This window comes from Agromyces sp. GL_144 (genome assembly GCF_057834305.1).
The window spans coordinates 1,580,464-1,599,303 of the sequence record NZ_CM174399.1; the positions used below are offsets into that span (position 1 = coordinate 1,580,464).

General features: G+C 70.7%; 22 protein-coding genes. 13 read left to right on the top strand and 9 right to left on the bottom strand.

The window, feature by feature from the left end:
• Positions 1-14: 14 nt before the first annotated feature.
• From AC3IPY_RS07085 to xseA, 4 genes are all read right to left on the bottom strand, one after another.
• The gene (locus AC3IPY_RS07085; protein WP_489187655.1) at positions 15-668 is read right to left on the bottom strand and encodes a carbonic anhydrase; all 654 of its coding nucleotides are present in this window, start codon (positions 666-668) and stop codon (positions 15-17) included.
• Between the two features lie 73 nt (positions 669-741).
• The gene (locus tag AC3IPY_RS07090; protein ID WP_489187656.1) at positions 742-1,383 is read right to left on the bottom strand and encodes a DUF4245 family protein; all 642 of its coding nucleotides are present in this window, start codon (positions 1,381-1,383) and stop codon (positions 742-744) included.
• Entirely contained in the window at positions 1,383-1,622 is a 240-nt protein-coding gene (locus tag AC3IPY_RS07095) for an exodeoxyribonuclease VII small subunit (protein WP_489187658.1), read from the bottom strand. Before AC3IPY_RS07095 ends, AC3IPY_RS07090 begins: the two co-directional genes overlap by 1 nt.
• 10 nt (positions 1,623-1,632) lie before the next feature.
• The gene (xseA, locus tag AC3IPY_RS07100; protein WP_489187659.1) at positions 1,633-2,934 is read right to left on the bottom strand and encodes an exodeoxyribonuclease VII large subunit; all 1,302 of its coding nucleotides are present in this window, start codon (positions 2,932-2,934) and stop codon (positions 1,633-1,635) included.
• 105 nt (positions 2,935-3,039) lie between these two features.
• Here xseA and AC3IPY_RS07105 point away from each other — a divergent pair, with 105 nt between their 5' ends.
• On the top strand, positions 3,040-4,077 hold the full coding sequence (locus AC3IPY_RS07105; protein WP_489188270.1) for a 4-hydroxy-3-methylbut-2-enyl diphosphate reductase: 1,038 nt from the start codon (positions 3,040-3,042) through the stop codon (positions 4,075-4,077).
• A 27-nt stretch (positions 4,078-4,104) separates the two neighbouring features.
• Here AC3IPY_RS07105 and AC3IPY_RS07110 read toward each other — a convergent pair whose 3' ends face one another.
• Together AC3IPY_RS07110 and fbaA are read right to left on the bottom strand one after the other, a co-directional pair.
• The gene (locus AC3IPY_RS07110; RefSeq protein WP_489187661.1) at positions 4,105-4,758 is read right to left on the bottom strand and encodes a DUF6264 family protein; all 654 of its coding nucleotides are present in this window, start codon (positions 4,756-4,758) and stop codon (positions 4,105-4,107) included.
• A 10-nt stretch (positions 4,759-4,768) separates the two neighbouring features.
• Positions 4,769-5,800, bottom strand: a complete 1,032-nt coding sequence (gene fbaA, locus AC3IPY_RS07115) for a class II fructose-bisphosphate aldolase (protein WP_489187662.1) — start codon at positions 5,798-5,800, stop codon at positions 4,769-4,771.
• 122 nt (positions 5,801-5,922) lie between these two features.
• On the opposite strand from fbaA, the gene AC3IPY_RS07120 reads away from it, so the two are divergent.
• The 6 genes from AC3IPY_RS07120 (at position 5,923) to AC3IPY_RS07145 (ending at position 10,671) form a co-directional block, all read left to right on the top strand.
• Positions 5,923-6,906: a fructose-bisphosphatase class II gene (locus AC3IPY_RS07120; protein ID WP_489187663.1), complete on the top strand. Its 984-nt coding sequence runs from the start codon at positions 5,923-5,925 to the stop codon at positions 6,904-6,906.
• A gap of 146 nt (positions 6,907-7,052) precedes the next feature.
• Positions 7,053-8,054, top strand: a complete 1,002-nt coding sequence (gene glpX / locus AC3IPY_RS07125) for a class II fructose-bisphosphatase (RefSeq protein WP_489187664.1) — start codon at positions 7,053-7,055, stop codon at positions 8,052-8,054.
• Between the two features lie 46 nt (positions 8,055-8,100).
• A complete protein-coding gene (locus tag AC3IPY_RS07130) occupies positions 8,101-9,477 on the top strand; it encodes an MFS transporter (RefSeq protein ID WP_489187666.1) in 1,377 nt (458 codons plus the stop codon).
• 88 nt (positions 9,478-9,565) lie between these two features.
• The gene (locus AC3IPY_RS07135; protein WP_489187667.1) at positions 9,566-9,955 is read left to right on the top strand and encodes a VOC family protein; all 390 of its coding nucleotides are present in this window, start codon (positions 9,566-9,568) and stop codon (positions 9,953-9,955) included.
• Between the two features lie 42 nt (positions 9,956-9,997).
• Positions 9,998-10,309 carry a hypothetical protein gene (locus AC3IPY_RS07140; RefSeq protein WP_489187668.1) on the top strand — a complete coding sequence of 104 codons (312 nt, stop codon included), beginning with the start codon at positions 9,998-10,000 and terminating at the stop codon, positions 10,307-10,309.
• A gap of 11 nt (positions 10,310-10,320) precedes the next feature.
• Complete coding sequence (locus AC3IPY_RS07145) at positions 10,321-10,671, top strand: hypothetical protein (RefSeq protein ID WP_489187670.1); 351 nt, start codon at positions 10,321-10,323, stop codon at positions 10,669-10,671.
• A 2-nt stretch (positions 10,672-10,673) separates the two neighbouring features.
• Here AC3IPY_RS07145 and AC3IPY_RS07150 read toward each other — a convergent pair whose 3' ends face one another.
• A complete protein-coding gene (locus AC3IPY_RS07150; RefSeq protein WP_489187671.1) occupies positions 10,674-12,140 on the bottom strand; it encodes a DNA recombination protein RmuC in 1,467 nt (488 codons plus the stop codon).
• Positions 12,141-12,219: 79 nt separating this feature from the next.
• Entirely contained in the window at positions 12,220-12,837 is a 618-nt protein-coding gene (locus AC3IPY_RS07155) for an exonuclease domain-containing protein (protein ID WP_489187672.1), read from the bottom strand.
• 65 nt (positions 12,838-12,902) lie between these two features.
• On the opposite strand from AC3IPY_RS07155, the gene AC3IPY_RS07160 reads away from it, so the two are divergent.
• From AC3IPY_RS07160 to AC3IPY_RS07180, 5 genes are all read left to right on the top strand, one after another.
• Positions 12,903-13,700 carry a class I SAM-dependent methyltransferase gene (locus tag AC3IPY_RS07160; RefSeq protein ID WP_489187673.1) on the top strand — a complete coding sequence of 266 codons (798 nt, stop codon included), beginning with the start codon at positions 12,903-12,905 and terminating at the stop codon, positions 13,698-13,700.
• Between the two features lie 158 nt (positions 13,701-13,858).
• Positions 13,859-14,449: a TetR/AcrR family transcriptional regulator gene (locus AC3IPY_RS07165; RefSeq protein WP_489187674.1), complete on the top strand. Its 591-nt coding sequence runs from the start codon at positions 13,859-13,861 to the stop codon at positions 14,447-14,449.
• Positions 14,450-14,451: 2 nt separating this feature from the next.
• A complete protein-coding gene (locus AC3IPY_RS07170) occupies positions 14,452-15,714 on the top strand; it encodes a nucleotide disphospho-sugar-binding domain-containing protein (RefSeq protein WP_489187675.1) in 1,263 nt (420 codons plus the stop codon).
• An 83-nt stretch (positions 15,715-15,797) separates the two neighbouring features.
• Positions 15,798-16,871 carry a redox-regulated ATPase YchF gene (ychF, locus tag AC3IPY_RS07175; RefSeq protein ID WP_489187676.1) on the top strand — a complete coding sequence of 358 codons (1,074 nt, stop codon included), beginning with the start codon at positions 15,798-15,800 and terminating at the stop codon, positions 16,869-16,871.
• Positions 16,868-17,248, top strand: a complete 381-nt coding sequence (locus tag AC3IPY_RS07180; protein ID WP_489187678.1) for a zinc ribbon domain-containing protein YjdM — start codon at positions 16,868-16,870, stop codon at positions 17,246-17,248. The genes ychF and AC3IPY_RS07180 overlap by 4 nt, the downstream gene beginning before the upstream one ends.
• 9 nt (positions 17,249-17,257) lie before the next feature.
• On the opposite strand, the gene AC3IPY_RS07185 is transcribed toward AC3IPY_RS07180, so the two are convergent.
• A complete protein-coding gene (locus AC3IPY_RS07185; protein WP_489187680.1) occupies positions 17,258-17,803 on the bottom strand; it encodes a TetR/AcrR family transcriptional regulator in 546 nt (181 codons plus the stop codon).
• A gap of 39 nt (positions 17,804-17,842) precedes the next feature.
• Here AC3IPY_RS07185 and AC3IPY_RS07190 point away from each other — a divergent pair, with 39 nt between their 5' ends.
• On the top strand, positions 17,843-18,829 hold the full coding sequence (locus AC3IPY_RS07190; RefSeq protein ID WP_489187681.1) for an SDR family NAD(P)-dependent oxidoreductase: 987 nt from the start codon (positions 17,843-17,845) through the stop codon (positions 18,827-18,829).
• Positions 18,830-18,840: the final 11 nt, after the last annotated feature.

Consider the following 18,840-nt stretch of genomic DNA (forward strand, 5'->3'; position numbering starts at 1 on the left):
TGCCTCGAAGGACGTCAGATCCGTCCGACGACGACGTCGGTGTCGGCTCGGCCCTCTGCGAGGCGATAGTTCGCGCCCACGATGGCCAGCGTACCCGCTGCGATCGCGTCGCTGATCATCTCGGACTCCTCGAGGAGTCGTGACACGGTGCCCCGCAGGTGCTCGCGTCCGACGTAGGCGGCGTCGACCTCGGAGGGATCGACGGGCGCGTCGGCGTCGACACCGGCGACGCGACGCACCGACGGCACGATGTTGTCGACGAGTCCCGCGATGTGGGGCGGGAGCGGCTCGGCGTCTGCGGCCTGGGAGTCGATGGCGGCCTTCACCGCTCCGCAGGCGTCGTGGCCGAGCACGACGATGAGGGGCACCTCCAGCACGCCGACCGCGTACTCGAGGGACCCGACCACGGAGGAGGACATCACCTGACCCGCATTGCGCACGACGAACGCGTCGCCGAGGCCGACGTCGAAGATGATCTCCGCCGAAAGTCGCGAGTCGCTGCACCCGAAGATGGCCACGAGGGGACGCTGGCCCTGACTGAGGAATGCACGCCGCTCGACGTCTTGGCGGGGGTGCACCGGGGCACCGGTGACGAACCGCTCGTTGCCGCGGCGGAGTTCGCGCCACGTGTCGGCCGGGGTGGTGGGTCGAGCGGAGGGTTCGGTCACGGCGGCTCCTCGGTATGGACGAAGGTCAGATGGTGCGGTGGCTCATGGAGTGCGGCGGTTCACGTGCGGCGGCTCACCGCTGCGCCTCGACCGTGGAGGTCAGCGCAGCGGCCATGGTGGCGAACTCGGCATCGGTCGCGGTGCCGATGAGGACGAAGATCGTGTCGCCCGACTCGGTGGTCAGCCCGTATCGGGCGTTGCCCACGTCGGCAGTCGAGTCGCGGTTGTCGTAGATGGTCCAGTCGACGCCGTCGATCTGCACGGTGCCGGTCGCGAGCGTTCGGGCGAGCAGTTCGGCGGCCCAGGTGGGGTTCGCGTCGAGACCCTGGTAGACCCCGAGGTACTCATTGCTCGGCGTGAGGTAGCCCGCGTACCACGCGGTGATGCCGTCGGTCTGGCTGCGACGCAGTTCTGCCGCGTTCGCGCTCCAGCCCTCTGGCAGCTCGGGCACGGCCAGAGATTCGTCGGTCGCGACCTGCGCCTGCTCGGCGACGGCGGCGACGTCGACGTCGCGCTCGATCGCGTCGTTGCTGCGCGGCACCGCGAGCACGATGACGAGCACCACGGCGAGGCTCGCGATCAGGGCGTACACGAGATTGCGCGTGGTCTGGCGCTCGCGATGGTTGCGCGAGTTCTTCGCCTTGCGGGCGGCCGTCTCTTCGGCGGTCTCAGGTCGGCCGAGCTCGGCGACGACGGGCGGCGGCTTGGTCTGCATCAGTGGACCCCGTCGGATGCCGCGGCGCCGGCGTTCGCGCTCGCGCGGGCTGCGTCGAGCCGCGCCTTCGCACCCACGAGCCACTCTTCGCAGCGGGCGGCCAGCGCCTCGCCGCGTTCCCACAGGGCGAGCGAGTGCTCGAGCGTGGCCGAGCCCTGCTCGAGCTCTGCGACGACCTGCACGAGTTCGTCGCGCGCCTGCTCGTAGCTCAGCTCGGAGACATCCGTGGTGGGGGGCATGTCGGCCATTCTATTCGGCGGCGCTGACAGGTTCGGCGGCGGCGGGATCGGGTGCGGACACGGTGCCGGTCTCGTCTGGCGCCTGCGGAGTCGCGCCGGCGGCGACCGCACCGAGCGAGCGGGCGCCGATGGTGCCCTCGGCGAGGGTCACGACGAGCTCGGCGCCGTCGGGCGCACCCTGCGGGCCGCGCACGACATGGCCGTCACCGCCCTGCACGATCGCGTAGCCGCGGTCGAGGGTGGCCTGCGGGGAGAGCGCCCGGAGGTGCCCGCGCAGCTCGCCGATGCGCGAGCTCTGACGTTCGACGTGGCGTTCGACGAGCTCGGAGCCGCGGGCGACCCAGCGCGTGAGTTCTTCGGCGCGGCGGTCGACGATCCACGACCCGTCGGCGAGCACGGGCCGCGCACGCAGGTGCCCGATGCGGTCGCGTTCGCGGGTGAGGATCGAGGCCAGGCGCATGCCGAGCCGGGCGCGGACGGCGTCGACCCGGGCCAGTTCTTCGGTGACGTCGGGGATGACGCGCTTCGCGGCATCGGTCGGCGTGGAGGCCCGCAGGTCGGCGACCTCGTCGAGCAGCGGCCGATCGGCCTCGTGCCCGATGGCCGACACGATGGGCGTGGTCGCCTCGGCGGCCGCGCGCACCACGCGCTCGTCGCTGAAGCCGAGCAGGTTCTGGAAGTCGCCGCCGCCGCGCGCGACGATGATGACCTCGACCTCGGGGTCGGCGTCGAGCAGCCGGATCGCCTTGGCCACCTCGGTGGGCGTGCGGTCGCCCTGCACGGTCGCGTACTCGATGCGGAACTCCACGGCCGGCCACCGCAGCCTGGCATTGCGCAGCACGTCTTTCTCGGCGTCGCTGTCGCGGCCCGTGACGAGCCCGACGACGCCGGGCAGGAACGGCAGCGGACGCTTGCGGGAGAGCTCGAAGAGCCCCTCGGCGGCCAGCTGCCTGCGCAGCTTCTCGAGCCGTTCGAGCAGGTCGCCGAGCCCGACGTGCTTCATGTCGAAGACCTGCATCGAGAGCGAGCCGCCCTTGACCCACCAGCTGGGCTTGACGAGCAGCATGGCGTGATCGCCCTGCTTGAACTGCTCGGAGAGCTTGGCCCGCACCGAGGACCACATGGTGAACGAGACGGTCGCGTCGACCTCGAGGTCCTTCAGCTTGCCGTAGACGTTGCCGCCCGAGACGCCCCACTGCGTGATCTCGCCCTCGACCCAGACCATGCCGAGCCGGTCGATCCACTCCTTGAGCTTGCCGGAGAGGGTCGAGACCGGCCATGGCGCGTCTCGCGTCGGCGCGGCATCCGTCATGGGTCGGCTCCTCGGGTCTGCGTGCGGGTGGTGGTCGGCGGTCGCCCAGCCGGCCCCGCGTAGGATGGGAGCGTGACGACCACCACCCCCAAGATCGGCCTCGGCATGCCGCGGGTGCCCGGCCTGCGCGGCCGGCTCAAGGATATCCCCGTCCCCGGACACAAGCGTGTGCTGCTCGCCGCCCCCCGCGGATACTGCGCCGGTGTCGACCGCGCGGTCATCGCCGTCGAGAAGGCGCTGGAGCACTACGGGGCGCCGGTCTACGTGCGCAAGCAGATCGTGCACAACATCCACGTCGTCACCGAGCTCGAGGCCAAGGGCGCGATCTTCGTCGACGAGGTCGACGAGGTGCCCTCGGGCGCGCACATCGTGTTCAGCGCACATGGCGTCTCGCCTGCGGTCGTGCACGCGGCATCCGATCGCGGCCTGCACGCCATCGACGCGACCTGCCCGCTGGTCACCAAGGTGCACCGCGAGGCCGTGCGGTTCGCGCGCGACGACTTCGAGATCCTGCTCATCGGCCACGAGGGCCACGAAGAGGTCGAGGGCACCGCGGGCGAGGCGCCCGACCACGTCACCATCGTGAACAGCCCCGAAGACGTGCCGAACATCGACGTGCGCGACCCCGACAAGGTCGTGTGGCTCTCGCAGACCACGCTCTCGGTCGACGAGACCATGGAGACCGTGCGTCGCCTGCGCGAGCGGTTCCCGAACCTCGCCGACCCGCCCAGCGACGACATCTGCTACGCCACCCAGAACCGCCAGGTCGCCATCAAGAAGGTCGCGCAGGACGCCGACCTCGTCATCGTGGTGGGCTCGGCGAACTCGTCGAACAGCGTGCGCCTCGTCGAGGTCGCGCTCGAGTACGGCGCCAAGGCGGCCTATCGCGTCGACTACGCGAGCGAGGTGAAGCAGGAGTGGCTCGACGGCGTCGAGACGGTCGGCGTCACCAGCGGGGCATCCGTGCCCGAAGAGCTCGTGCATGAGCTGCTCGAGGCGCTCTCCGATGCCGGGTACGCCGATGTCGCCGAGGTGAAGACGGCTGAAGAAGACCTGATGTTCTCGCTCCCGAAGGAGCTGCGACGCGACCTCGCCGGCAACCGCGACGAGCGGGCCCTCGGCGGGCGCACGCGCACCGCGTAGGGCGGCTGCGCCTCCGTCGAGGGGGGCCTACCGCGGGACGGTGCTGAGCGAGGTCAGGAAGGCCGGGTCGCTCGCGAAGACCAGCACGCCGACGATCGTGACGACGATGAAGGCCGCGACGCCGGCGAGCAGCGGCACCCACCAGGTGAGCCGCCCCGCACGCAGGCGGGCGCGCGACCAGAGCAGGGCCCCGACCCAGGCGATCAACTGCAGGGCCACGCCCACGGCGATGATCGCGGGCACCGCCGGACCGGGCGTGAACGTCGTCGGCCCGTCGACGCCGAGCATCGAGGACGACAGCTTCGCGGACTCGAGGGCCGTCGCGGGCAGCTGCACGAGCGTGAGGATGTTGTAGACCACCCCGAACGCGCCGAAGACGAGCAGTGCGATGGTCCAGAGCCGGTCGTTCGGGTGCGCGACGACGGGGGTGGCACCGGCAGCGCCCGCAGTCGGCGCGAGCGACCCGCCCGGTGCACCCACGGATGCCACGGGCGAACCGTTCGCCGAAGCGTCGGTCGCGGCATCCGGAACCGCCTTCGGATCGACCGGCGGCTGCCAGGTCCACCCCTCGGGGGCGTACTCGCCGTAGCGCGGACGAGGCCGCTCGTCGATCGGCCGAGCCGGTGGGGGCGAATCCTGCCCTGCGGCTGCGTTCGAGCGAGCGGCCTCGTCCTGCGTCATGCGGTGCGCCCTACGCCGAGATGGAGTTGCCGGCGGAGCCGAGCTGACGGGTCGACTCGACCACGCGAGCGGCCATCGCCGTCTCGGCGACCTTGCCCCAGGCGCGCGGGTCGTACTGCTTCTTGTTGCCCACGCCGCCGTCGACCTTGAGCACGCCGTCGTAGTTCTTGAACATGTAGTCGGCGATGGCCCGCGTGTAGGCGTACTGCGTGTCGGTGTCGATGTTCATCTTCACGACGCCGTTGGCCACGGCCTCGGCGATCTCGGCGTCGGTCGAGCCCGAACCGCCGTGGAAGACGAGGTCGAGCGGCTTGGGGCCGGTGCCGTACTTCGCCTGCAGGCCGTCCTGGATGTCTTTCAACAGCGACGGGCGCAACTTGACGTTGCCGGGCGCGTAGACGCCGTGCACGTTGCCGAACGTGAGGGCGGCCATGTAGCGGCCCTGCTCGCCGAGGCCGAGCGCCTCGACCGTGGAGATCGCGTCGTCGAGGGTCGTGTAGAGCGCCTCGTTCGAGCCCTCGTGCTTGACGCCGTCTTCTTCGCCGCCGACGACGCCGATCTCGACCTCGAGAATGGCGTTGATCGCCTTCATGCGGGGGAGGATCTGCTGCGCGATCTCGAGGTTCTCGGCGAGCGGCACGGCCGAGCCGTCCCACATGTGCGACTGGAAGATCGGGTTGCCGCCGGCCTTGACGGCCTCTTCGGACGCGGCGAGCAGCGGGAACACGAAGTCTTCCAGCGCGGGCTTCGGGCAGTGGTCGGTGTGCAGGGCGACCGTGACGGGGTAGCTCTTGGCGATCTCGTGCGCGGCGGCGGCGAAGGCGAGGGCGCCGGTGGCGCGCGCCTTGACCGTGTGGCCGGCGAAGTAGTCGGCGCCACCCGTGGTGACCTGGATGATGCCGTCTGAGCCGGCCTCGGTGAGGCCCTGCAGCACCGCGTTGAGGGTCTGCGTCGACGAGACGTTGAACGCCGGGAAGGCGAACGCCTTCGCCTTGGCGGTGTCGAGCATCTGTGCGTACTGCTCGGGGGTGGCGATGGGCATGGCGCTCCTTCGGAAGGCAACAGGATTCAGGTGAAGTCTACCGAGGTCGCGAGGAGTGCTCACGTGCGGGTTCCCCTGCATGCTGCGAGCAGCGGATGCCGCGACTGGGCGAAGATGGGTCGGTGACCTCCGACTCAGCATTCGAGCAGCCCGCGGCGACCTTCTCGCCCGAGCTTCGTCAGGCGCTCGCGGCCGCCGTGCGCGCCGCGGCGGACGCCGCTCGCCCCCTCGTGGGCGGCGGCGACGGCGACGCGGTCGACGGGGCAGCCGTGCAGGCGCTGCGCACGGCGCTCGCGGGCGTGCCCGCCGACATCCGCGTCGTCTCGGGCGAGGGGGAGAAGGACGACGCCCCGATGCTGCACCCGGGCGAGCGGTTCGGCACCGGCGACGGGCCGTCGCTCGACCTCGTCGTCGACCCCGTCGACGGCACGCGGCTCGCGGCATCGGGTAGGCCGGGGGCGATGGCGATCCTCGCGGTCGCGCCGACGGGCGGGTTCGCGGACCTCGGCCCCGCGTTCTACCTCGACAAGCTCGTGCACGCGCGCACCGCCGCCGGCCGCGATGCCGGCCTCGCGCTCGACCTCCCGGTCGCCGAGAACCTCGCACGGCTCGCCGCGGCGCACGGACGCCCCGTCTCGTCGCTGCGGGTCGCCGTGCAGACGCGGCCGCGCAACGCGGCCGTCGCGGCGACCGTGCTCGCCGCGGGCGCGCAGGTGCACGGCTTCGAGCACGGCGACATCGAGCGCGTCGTGCACGCGGCCTCGGCCGACGGATCGCTCGACCTGCTGCTCGGCATCGGGGGCGCGCCCGAAGGGCTGCTCGAGGCCGCGCTCGTCCGCGCGCACGGCGGTGTCATGCACGCGCGCTTCGCGCCGCAGTCGAACGCCGAGCGCGAGCGCATCGACGGATCGGATGCCGATGCCGGCCTCGCGCGTGCGGCGGGCATCGGCCTCGAGGCGCTGTGCACGGCATCCGCCCTGATCGTGATCGCCCCCGTCACGCCGTGCGCGCTCGCCCCCGCTGCAGCGCCGCTCGTCATCGTCGACGGCGGTCTCGATGGCCGTGGCGGGCTCGGGCTGGTGGCCGCCGACTTGACAGCGGGTTAAGAAACAACGTTCTTTCTGCGTGCACTGTCCCGGATTTCGACGAGGCCGTAAGCGTCGTGCCTAGGCTGAGGAGGAGCGCGAACGGAGCCGACGGCCCGACCGGGCCGCGCGGGCCGCACGCACCGACACCGGAGGATCACTCGAAGATGATGAGCCAGGACGCCGAGAGTCTGTACCGCCATCCCGACCGCAACATCGCGCTCGAACTCGTGCGGGCGACCGAGGCGGCCGCCATCCGCTCGTACCCCTGGATCGGCAAGGGCGACAAGCTCGGCGCCGACGGCGCCGCGGTCGACGCGATGCGCGCGTTCCTCGGCACGGTGAGCTTCGACGGCGTGGTCGTCATCGGCGAGGGCGAGAAGGATGCCGCGCCCATGCTCTTCAACGGCGAGCGGGTCGGCACGGGGCGCGGCCCCGCCTGCGACATCGCCGTCGACCCGATCGACGGCACCTCGCTCACCGCCGCCGGCCGCCACAACGCGCTCTCGGTCATCGCCGTGGCCGACCGCGGCACGATGCTCGATGCCTCCACGGTGTTCTACATGGACAAGATCGTGACGGATGCCACGGGCATCGGCGTCGTCGACATCCGTCGTCCGATCGGCGAGAACCTGCGCGCGCTCGCCGCCGCCAAGGGCAAGGACGTGAGCGAGCTGCGCGTCGCCGTACTGAACCGCGATCGTCACGAGCAGCTCATCGCCGACATCCGCGAGGCCGGCGCCGGTACGCGGCTCATGAGCGACGGCGACGTCGCCGGCGGCATCAACGCGGCCCGCTACGAGTCACGCATCGACATGTGCGTCGGCATCGGCGGCAGCCCCGAGGGCATCACCACGGCCTGCGCGATCAAGGCGCTCGGTGGATTCATGCAGGGCGTGCTCGCGCCGAAGGACGACGCCGAACGGGCACGCGGCGAGGCCGCGGGCCTCGACTGCGACCGGGTCTACGAGCTCGACGACCTCGTGCGAGGCGACAACACCTTCTTCGTCGCCACGGGCGTGACCGACGGCGAACTGCTCGAGGGCGTGCGCAAGAAGGGCCCGATCGTGCGCACCGAGTCGATCGTGCTGCGCGGCAAGTCCGGCACGATCCGTCGCATCGTCGCCGACCACCTCGTCGAGAAGTGGCTGGTCGACACCGACCGTTGACCGTCCTCGGCTCGCACGCGTCGGAGGCTCGCCCGAGAATGGGAGCGTGACCGAACCCCAGCGACTGCCGCGCGCCCTGCGCCCCTTCGGCGATGCCCAGTACCGGCTGCTCGCCCTCGCGCTCGCGGCGTCGTTGCTGTCTGCGGGCGCTTGGCTCGTGGCCGCGGTCTGGCAGGTCGTCGAACTCGACGGCAGCCCGGTCGACCTCTCGTTCGTGGCGGTGGGTTCGAGTCTCGGCCTCGTGCTCGCCGTGCTCATCGGCGGCGTAGCCGCCGACCGCATCCCGCAGCGACGCATCCTCATCACGGTCGAGGTCGTGCGCGGGGCCGCGTTCGCCGTCGCGGCGGTGCTCGCGGCGACGGGCGTCATCGAGGTCTGGCACATCGCGGCGATCTCGTTCGTGCTCGGCGTCGCCGACGGGTTCTTCTACCCGGCCTACTCCGCCTGGCTGCCGGCGATCCTGCCGAGCTCGCAGCTGCTCGCCGCGAACGGCATCGAGGGCGTGCTGCGGCCCGCCGTCATGCAGGCGGCCGGCCCGGCGCTCGCGAGCGCGTTCATCGCGCTGCAGGGGCCATGGCTGGCATTCGCCGCCGTGGCGCTCATGCAGGTCGTCGCCGCCCTCGTGCTCGTGGCCATGCGGTCGACCCCGGTTCGGCGCGACCCGAACGAGATCGTGCTGCACCCCGTGCGGCAGTCGTTCCTCGACCTGCGCGACGGGTTCGCATACCTCGTGCGCACCAAGTGGCTCCTGGCGACACTCGTCTTCTCGATCCTCCTCGTGTTCCTCATCATGGGACCCATCGAGGTGCTGCTGCCGTTCGCCGTGAAGGACCAGACCGGCGGAGGCGCCGGGGCCTTCGCGCTGGCGCTTGCGGCATTCGGCGTGGGCGGGGCCGTCGGATCGCTGTCGGTCGCGTCATTCCGCCTGCCCCGCCGATACCTCACGCTCATGATCCTCGCGTGGGGCGTTGGATGCGTGCCGCTCGCGATCATCGGCTACACGTCCCAGCTCTGGGTCATGGTGATCGCGCTGTTCCTCGTGGGCGTGCTCTTCGATGGCGCCCAGGTCGTGTGGGGCACCCTGCTGCAGCGCCGCGTGCCGCCGTCGATGCTCGGCCGGGTCTCGAGCCTCGACTTCTTCGTCTCGCTCGCGCTCATGCCGGTGTCGATGGCGGTCGCCGGGCCGATCGGCGAGGTGATCGGCCTCGCGCCCGCCTTCCTCATCGCCGGACTCGTGCCTCCGCTGATCGCGTTCGCGACGCTGGCGATCGCACGCCTCGGGGCCGACGAGCTCGCGCATCCGCTCGATTCGGCGTCGCTCGAGCCGGGCATCGTCACCGGAGCGGGCGCTGCAGCCGGGTTCTCGCCGCCGGCCGATGAGGACCATCCGGTCGTCGCCGACGGCGAGGCCCCCCGCGATTGAACGAGGTCGCAACCTGCGGTGGCACAACCCCTCGACGGCGACGTCGCCGTGTGCGAAAGTGAGCCGCATCAGAGAAGAGGGGTTCCCGATGGTGGATATCGCCGATGCATTTCCGGGGTTCAGCGTGAACGACGTCGAGGCGGCTCGGCGGTTCTACGGCGAGACGCTCGGGCTGGGAGTCCAGGACTCGATGGGCGGGTTGCGACTCACCCTGCCCTCGGGCCAGGGCGTGTTCGTGTATCCGAAGGACGACCACGAACCGGCGTCGTTCACGATCCTGAACTTCGAGGTTCCCGACATCGGCGCAGCGGTCGAGGCGCTGAACGCCGCTGGAGTCGAGACGAAGATCTACCGTGATCCGCATTCGTTCGGCACCGACGAGCGCGGCATCGCGTGGGGATCGAAGTCGGGCCAGGGGCCCGACATCGCGTGGTTCCGCGATCCTTCGGGCAACGTGCTGAGCCTCATCGGGCAGTGAAGCGCCGTTCCGGTCGTGTGCGGCCAGTGGTAGACCCGAGTCATGCTCGGGCAATCGTTGAACTCGCCGTGGGCGTCGAGCAGCGGCGTCTACACGCACACGTGGACGTTCCAGGTCACGCATCCGGGACGCACGATCGTCGAGGTCGCACTGACGTCGGTGAACAGCGTCGATGACGACGACGGCACCTTCGCCCGCTTCGGCATCTCGCAGATCGTGAGCGACCGTGGTGTCGAGAACTTCGGCGACGGCGGCCCGCCCGTGGTCGCCCGTGACGGCGTCACGAGCGTGAGTGTGCGCATGTTCGTGGCCAACTCGTTCGCGCGCGGGCGCGTCTCCCGCAACTTCTGGTGAGGAGCGGATCGATGATCGACGAGACGGCGAGCAGCGATCGGACCGAAACGCGCCAGCAGACCAGCATCCTCTACGACCCCGGCACCGGGCGTGCGGTACACGGCCACACGTTCGTCGGCGTCGACGACGAGTTCTCGGCGGCGGGTGGCGAGGCCGCACGGGAGCGAGTGCTGCGCGAGGAGGCGGGGCCCGATCGGGCGGCACGACTGCGGTTTTCGGATGCCCCGGAGGAGCTGCGCATCGACGCACCGGCGGAACTCACCGTGGTCGACGGCACCGTGACCGCTCGACCGGTGCGCCTCAGGCGCCGCAACGTCGACCCTGAGGTGCTGCGCGCGCTGCGGGGTCAGCGCCGGGACTGAGCTCAGATCGAGCGGATCTCGGGGTCGATGTCTGCGACGAAGCTCGCGTCGTCGGAGCCGAGGTCGAGCTCGGCGTCGGCGACCGACGCCGCCGGCTCATCGAGCGGGACCGACTCGATGGCCGCGGGCTCGGCCGTGGCCGCCGAGGTGAACTCGTAGGCGGTCAGTTCACGCGGGCTCTCTTCGATGCCTTCGAGCTGCGCGAGAACCTTCGTCTCGTCGAGCGCCTTGAGCTTGCGCGCGGTGGGCATGACACGGGTCTCGAGCGAGCCGACGAAGGCGTTGTAGTCCTTGACGGTGCGCTCGATGGTGCGGCCGAGCTTCTCGATCTGGCCGGCGGTGACCGACAAGCGGGAGTAGAGCTCGCGGCTGAGGTCGAAGAGGGTCTTCGCCTCTTTCGTGAGCACGTCTTGCTGCCAGCTGAACGCGACGGTCTTCAGCACCGACCACAGCGTGACGGGCGAGGCGAGCGCGACGCGCTTGGAGAACGCGTAGTCGAGCAGGGCGGGATCGGTCTCGAGCGCGCTCGAGACGAGCGACTCGCTCGGGATGAAGGCGATGACCATCTCGGGCGAGGCGCCGAGCCCGGCCCAGTAGGTCTTGCCGCCGAGGGCCGTGATGTGATCTCGCACGGCCTTGACGTGCTGCTTCATGAGCGTCTCGCGGCGAGCCGCCTCTGGTCCGCTCGCCGTGGCCGGGATCTGACTGGCCTCGAGGTAGGCGTTGAACGGCACCTTGGCGTCGACGGCGATGTTCTTGCCGCCGGGCAGGTGGATGACCATGTCGGGACGACCTGCACCCGAGTCGGAGGTGATGGACGCCTGAGTGTCGAAGTCGACGCGCTCGAGCAGGCCCGCCGCCTCGACGACGCTGCGCAGCTGGGTCTCGCCCCAGACGCCGCGCGTGCTGTTGGAGCGCAGCGCCGACGCGAGCGTCTCGGCGGTGGACCGCAGGCGCTCCTCGTTCTCGGCCGCGATCTTGAGCTGCTGGCTGAGCTCGCCGTGCTGCTGGTGGCGCTGCGTCTCGAGTTCGGTGACCTTGGCCTGCATCTCGGTGATGGTCTGCTTGACGGGTGCGAGGGCCTGCAGCACCTTGCTGTCTGCGGCCTCGCGGGCCTCGCGCTGCTGCTGCTCGGACCGTTGGCGCTCGACGATCTCGCGATACTGCGTGCGCGCGGACTCGATCTGCTCGCGGAGCCCGACCGTGGTGGCCTGCACGGCCGCGAGTTCGGCGCGGAGCTGCGCCTGCACCTGCTGCTCTTCGGAGCGGATGCGCGCCTGCTCGGCCGAGCTGCCGGCCTGGAGCGCGGCGATCGCGGCCTGGTGACGGGCCTCGACGAGCGCGGGGTCTTCGGTCGCCGGGACGTCGGTCGAGGTCTCCGCAGCCCGCTTGGACGCGAGGAACCACGTGGCGAGCGCGCCGAGCGCGATGCCGACGACGAGGCCGATGACGAGCAGCAGGATCTCCATGTCGCTCAGTGTGGCAGGGGCCACCGACATCGCTCGCGATGCGGCCCGGCGAGGCCGCGGGCCGGTGCCCGGCAGTGCGCTACTGCAGCGCCATGGGGCCGTGCGAAGCGGCGCGCGTCTTCGCGGCGACCACGCCGATCGCGCCGAACGGCACGCGCGTCACGTGCGCCAACCGGTCGAGGTCGTCGGCCTCGTGCCGACGCGCCGCGTGCACCATGACGGCCGCGCAGGCCTCGGCGTCGGCGAGCGCGTCGTGGTGCGAGAAGCCCTCGAATCCGGCGGCCATCGCCGCGACCGGAAGGCGGTACGACTCGAGGTGATAGGTCTTGCGGGCGACCTGCAGGCTGCAGAGCGAGCGATGGTTCGGCACCTCGACGCCGACGGCCTCGCTCGTCTTCTCGATGACCCGCATGTCGAAGCCGGCGTTGTGCGCGACGAGCACGTCGTCTTCGGCGAAGGCGCGGAACTCGGGCAGCAGCTCGGCCCACCCCGGCGCCTGCGCCACCATGCCGCGCGTGATGCCGTGCACGCGCACGTTCCACTCCGAGAACTCGTCGTGGGGGAAGGGTGGGCGGATGTAGCGGTGCAGACGGTCGACGACGATGCCGCCGCGCACCTTCACCAGTCCGATCGAACAGGCCGATGCACTCGACGGGTTGGCGGTCTCGAAGTCGATCGCGGTGAAGTCCACTGGCACGTCAGCATCGTGCCATGCACCGCCGACGGTTGACGGATGCCTCGCCGCTGGCGTGGAATGGCTCCATGACCGAGACCACCGAACCTGCCCCGACCGGTGCGTCCGCGCCCCCGCTCGGCGACCCGGCCGAGGCGAGCACGATCGCGGCGGCGAGGTCGTTCGGCTCCGCGGCATCCGTCTATCACCGTGCCAGGCCCGGGTACCCCGCCGAGGCCGTCGCCTGGCTCATCGGCGACGCGGTCGACGTGCTCGACCTCGGCGCAGGCACCGGCAAGCTGACCGAGGCGCTCGTGGCGCTCGACCGCGACGTCATCGCCGTCGACCCCGTCGAGGAGATGCTCGACGAACTCGAGCTCGCGGTCCCGGGCGTGCCGCGCATCCTCGGCACCGCAGAGGAGATCCCGCTCGAGGACGACTCGTTCGACGCGGTCGTCGCCGGGCAGGCGTGGCACTGGTTCGAGCCGCACCGCGCCCTGCCCGAGATCGCGCGTGTACTCAGGCCCGGGGGGCTGCTCGGCCTGGTCTGGAACAGCCGTGACCTGCGCGCCGACTGGCTGCGCGAGGCCGGTGAGATCATGCACGAACGCCATGACGCGAGCGCGACGTTCGAGGCGTACGTGAACCTCGGCGCGCCGTTCGGCGAGATCGAGGAGCACGAGGTCGCCTGGATCGAGCGCATGACGCGCGAGCGGTTCCTCGAACTCGTGCGCTCGCGCAGCTACTTCATCACCGCGTCGCCGGCCGAGCAGGAGGCCATGCTCGGCGCGCTCGAGGTGCTGCTCGACACGCATCCGGATGTCGCGGGCTCGGTCGACCTCGCCGTGCCGTACGTCACGCGGTGCTTCCGGGCGCGGTTGGCCTGAAGGAGGCTGCGGCCCACAGCGAGAGCGACCATCGGTCACGCTCCGATCCTCGTTCGATCGCGCATGCACGTGGGCGCACGGCCGGATGGGCGCATATCGATTGCATGCCATCCAAGTTTTCACTTGACCCGGCATCAAATGGCGAGGATGCTTCGGGTATGGCGCGCATGGCTCGCGAGTACGACATGACGGCGCGGTCGGCATCCGCGGTGCGCACACGCGAGCGCATCCTGCGCGCGGCCGCCGTGCGGTTCGCGGACGCACACTACGACGACGTGACCCTCGCGGGCGTCGCCGAGGCGGCCGGGGTGACGGTGCAGACGGTCTTCAACCACTTCGGCTCGAAGGAGGGCCTGCTCACCGCCGCGATCACCCACTTCGCCGGCGAGGTGGCCGACCTGCGGGGCGACGTGGCGCCGGGCGACCTCGACGGTGCGATCGACGCGCTGATGCGGCACTACGAGGCGTTCGGCGACGGCAATTGGCGCACGGTCGCCGACGCCGATCGACAGCCGGTGCTCCACTCGCTGCTCGAGAGCGCGCGGGGGGAGCATCGCCGGTGGCTGGCGACGGTGTTCGACCCTCACCTGCCCGCAGGCGAGGCGCCCCGCGACGAGACCATCGCCGCGTTGTACGCCGCCACCGACGTCGGCACCTGGAAACTGCTGCGTCGCGATCTCGGCTGTTCGGCCGAAGAGACCCGTGCGGTGCTCCGCCGGCTCATCGCCGGCGCCCTCGAGAAGGAGTGATCATGAGATACCTGATCGCCGTGTGGGACGGCGGCGGTGCGACGCCGCCGAACCTCGGCGTCGCCCGACTGCTCGTCGAGCGCGGCCACGAGGTCGTCGTCCTCGGCGACCCGACCCTCGCCGACGCGATCGCCGCCACCGGGGCCGTGCATCGAACCTGGCCGACCGCGCCGCAGCGCATGTCGACTGCCCTCGAAGACGACGTGCTGAAGGACTGGGAGTGCCGCACGCAGCTCGGTGCGCTGATCCGGGTGCGCGATCGCATCATGACCGGCCCGACCGCTCGCTACGCCGCAGACGTCGTGGCGGCGCTCGATGCCGAGCCGTTCGACGCGGTACTCGCCGACGGCCTGCTCCTCGGCGCCCTCATCGGCGCCGAGGCCCGAGGCATCCCGACCGCGGTGCTCATCGGGAGCGTATACCTGCAGCCCTCGCGCGTGCGCCCGCCGTTCGGCCTCGGGCTCGCGCCCGCGCACAACGCGCTGGGCCGGGCGCGCGACCGCGCGGCGTACGCGCTCGTGACGGCGGCCGCCGGTGCCGGGATGGGCCCGGTCAACGCGGCCCGTGCCGAGCTCGGCCTCGCGCCGGTCCGCAACCCTGGCGAGCAGTGGGGTCATGCAGACCGCGTACTCGTGCTCACCGGCTCGGCGTTCGACGACCCGCCGCCCGACGCGCCGAACGTGCGCTACGTCGGGCCGGTCCTCGAGGACATTCCCGTCGACGGGTCGTTCGAACTTCCGCCCGGTGACGCGCCGCTCGTCGTGATCGGTCTCTCCAGCTCCTACATGCGACAGGCCGATCTGCTCACGAGGATCTCCCGCGCGCTCGCGACCCTCCCGGTGCGGGCCGTGATCACCACGGGCCCGGCCATCGACCCGGCCGACATCCCCGCCGCGAAGCACATCGTCGTGGTGCAGTCGGCCGCTCACGGCGAGCTGATCCCGCAGGCCGACCTCGTGATCACCCACGCCGGGCACGGCACGCTCATCAAGGCGCTCGCCGCTGGGGTCCCGGTGCTGTGCATCCCGCTCGGCCGCGACCAGCCCGAGAACGCGGCCAGGGCGGTCCGCCACGGTGCGGGCATCACGCTGTCGGCGAAGTCGGATGCCTCGACGATCGCGAAGGCGGTCTTCGACGTGCTGCTCGAGCCCTCGTACCGCGACGCGGCCGCGGCGCTCGGCCAGCGCATCCGCGCCGAGATCGACTCCGGGGCGTTGGTGGCCGAGCTGGAGGCGTTGGCCTCGGCGCGGCGACCGGCGGGTTGACGACACCGGCCGCGAGCGCACGATGGCCCGCGGCATCCGCTTCGAATGAGCGCATCGGCGGCGCACCGGTACGATAGACCCCCGTGGCTCTCACTATCGGCATCGTCGGCCTGCCCAACGTCGGCAAGTCCACCCTCTTCAACGCCCTCACCAAGAACCAGGTGCTCGCGGCGAACTACCCGTTCGCGACGATCGAGCCCAACGTGGGGGTCGTGAACCTGCCCGACCCGCGGCTCGAGACGCTCGCCGGCATCTTCGGCTCCGAGCGCATCCTGCCCGCCGCGGTGTCGTTCGTCGACATCGCCGGCATCGTGCGCGGCGCCTCCGAGGGCGAGGGGCTCGGCAACAAGTTCCTCGCGAACATCCGTGAGGCCGATGCCATCGCGCAGGTCGTGCGCGGCTTCGACGACTCCGACGTCGTGCACGTCGACGGCAAGGTCGACCCGAAGTCCGACATGGAGACCATCAACACCGAGCTGATCCTCGCCGACCTCGAGACCCTCGAGCGCGCCATCCCGCGCTTCGAGAAGGAGATCAAGGGCAAGAAGCTCGACCCCTCGGTGCTCGAGGCCGCGAAGGCCGCGCAAGAGGTGCTGCAGAAGGGCACACCGCTCTCCGCGGCATCCGTCGATCTCGCTCCCATCAAGGAACTCGGCCTGCTGACGGCGAAGCCCTTCATCTACGTCTTCAACGTCGACGAGGCGGTGCTGACGGATGCCGCGAAGAAGGCCGAGCTCGCAGCCCTCGTCGCCCCCGCCGAGGCCGTGTTCCTCGACGCGAAGATCGAGTCCGAGCTCATCGACCTCGACCCCGCGGATGCCGCGGAGCTGCTGGCCTCGACCGGTCAAGACGAGTCCGGCCTCGACCAGCTCGCGCGCATCGGCTTCGACACCCTCGGCCTGCAGACCTATCTCACGGCCGGCCCCAAGGAGTCGCGCGCGTGGACGATCCACAAGGGCGACAAGGCCCCGCAGGCGGCCGGCGTCATCCACACCGACTTCGAGCGCGGCTTCATCAAGGCCGAGGTCATCTCGTTCGCCGACCTCGTCGAGACCGGTTCGGTCACCGAGGCCCGCGCCAAGGGCAAGGCCCGCATGGAGGGCAAGGACTACGTCATGCAGGACGGCGACGTCGTGGAGTTCCGGTTCAACGTATGAGCGAAGGTGCCACGTTGCCGCCGTGCCCCGAATGCGCGAGCGAGTACGCCTACGAGCAGGGCGCACTGCTCGTGTGTCCCATGTGCGGCCACGAGTGGGCGCGCGCAGACGCGGAGCATGACGGCGATGACGCGGCGGATGTCTCGGGGTCCCGGGTCATCCGAGATGCGGTCGGCAATGTGCTCGCCGATGGCGACACCGTCACGGTGATCAAAGACCTCAAGGTCAAGGGCGCAGGCGGCGGCACCGTCAAGGTCGGCACGAAGGTGCCCGGCATTCGGCTGATCTCCGATGGCGTCGGTGATCACGACCTCGAGGCGAAGGTGCCGGGTTTCGGTCAGATGCAGCTGAAGTCGAGCGTGGTCAGGAAGGCCTGACGGGCCCGCTCACCGGTTCTCGGGCGGAGTCAGCCCCGACAGGATCACCTCGAGCAGCTGGTCGCGGTCGCTGCCGTCGCCGAGGCGCACGGCGAGCTCCACTCCGCAGATGAGGCGCTCCACCTGGCCGAGTGAGATGCCTGAGCGCACAGCCCCTGCGGCGATCGCGTTCGTGAGCGCCGTCTGTGCGAGCTCGAAGAGCTCGTCACGGAGATGACGCGCCGCGCTCGAGATCTCGTCTGAGAGGAGCAGGGGCTGCAGGCCCTGGTGCTCGAGCTGTCGCGTGGTCGTTCGTCGCACGAGCTGCGTGAATGCACGGGCCGGGTCGGGCTCCGCGGCCGCGGTTCTGGCTTCGTCGACGAGCTGCTCGAGGTCCGCGATGGTGAGCGCCTCGATCAAGGCGTTCACCGTCGGGAAGTGCCGGTAGACGGTGGCGACACCGACGCCCGCCTCGCGTGCCAGTTCGTTGAGTCGCAGCTCGGTGATCGGCTGCCGGTGCGCGGCGTCGAGGATCTTCGCGCGGGAGCGCGCTGCGTCCGATCGGAGCGTAGGCATACCCGGCATCCTACTAGATATGGATTCCTTATCCGTTTCGTGACGTATCCTGAATCGGATAGATCATCCATTTCAAAGGAGTCACTCATGACCTGGGATCCGACACGCCTTCCCGACCTCGCCGGTCACGTCTACGCCGTGACCGGCGCGACCGGTGGCATCGGCTATTTCGCCGCCGAGCAGCTCGCCGAGGCCGGAGCCGAGGTGATCCTGGTATCCCGGTCGTCTCGGAAGATCGACGTCGCGGCAGCCGCGATACGCGGGCAGGTGCCGCGTGCGCTGACGGGGTCCGTCGCCTTCGACCTCACGTCGCTGGCCTCGGTCGATGAGGGTGCCGAGCGGCTGGCGGCGCTGCCGCGGCTGGACGGCATCTTTCTCAACGGCGGCCCGATGGGCTTCTCCGCCCGGGCGAAGACGGTCGACGGTCTGCCACTGATGACCGGGGCGCACGCGGTCGCCAACGTGGCGCTCGTCGCCGGGCTCCTCTCGGCCCGCATGCCGGCGGATCACGACCGTCCGCTCAGGATCGTCCACGCCTCCACGGGGTTCGTCGAACAGTTGCGCACGGAGGTGACGGATGCCCGCGCCAGGCCGCGCACCGGCATCGGCGCGTACGTCGTGGCGAAGACGCTGACCGAGCTGTTCGCCTACGAGCTGGATCGCCGCGTGCGCGCCGCCGGCCTCCCGATCGCCTCGATCGTCACCCGACCGGGCGTCGGCGTCGATGCCAAGACCCCGCAGCGCCCCGGGATCCGAGACGCGACGGTGCCCTATCGGCGCAACCCCTACACGCCATGGGCGCAGGGGAAGGATGCGGCGGCGTGGTCGGGTGTCCGCGCGCTCGTCGACCCCGGCGTGGTCGGAGGCGAGATGTACGGGCCGAATCGGGTCGCCGGGCCTCCGATCCGCCTCGTCCCGTCGTCGCACACGAGTGCTCCGAACCGCGAGGTCGCCGCGCGGATCTGGGCCGGACTCGAGGATCTCGCCCGGACGCGAGTGCCCATCCCTCACGTCGAGCTCCACTGAGCCGGAATTGA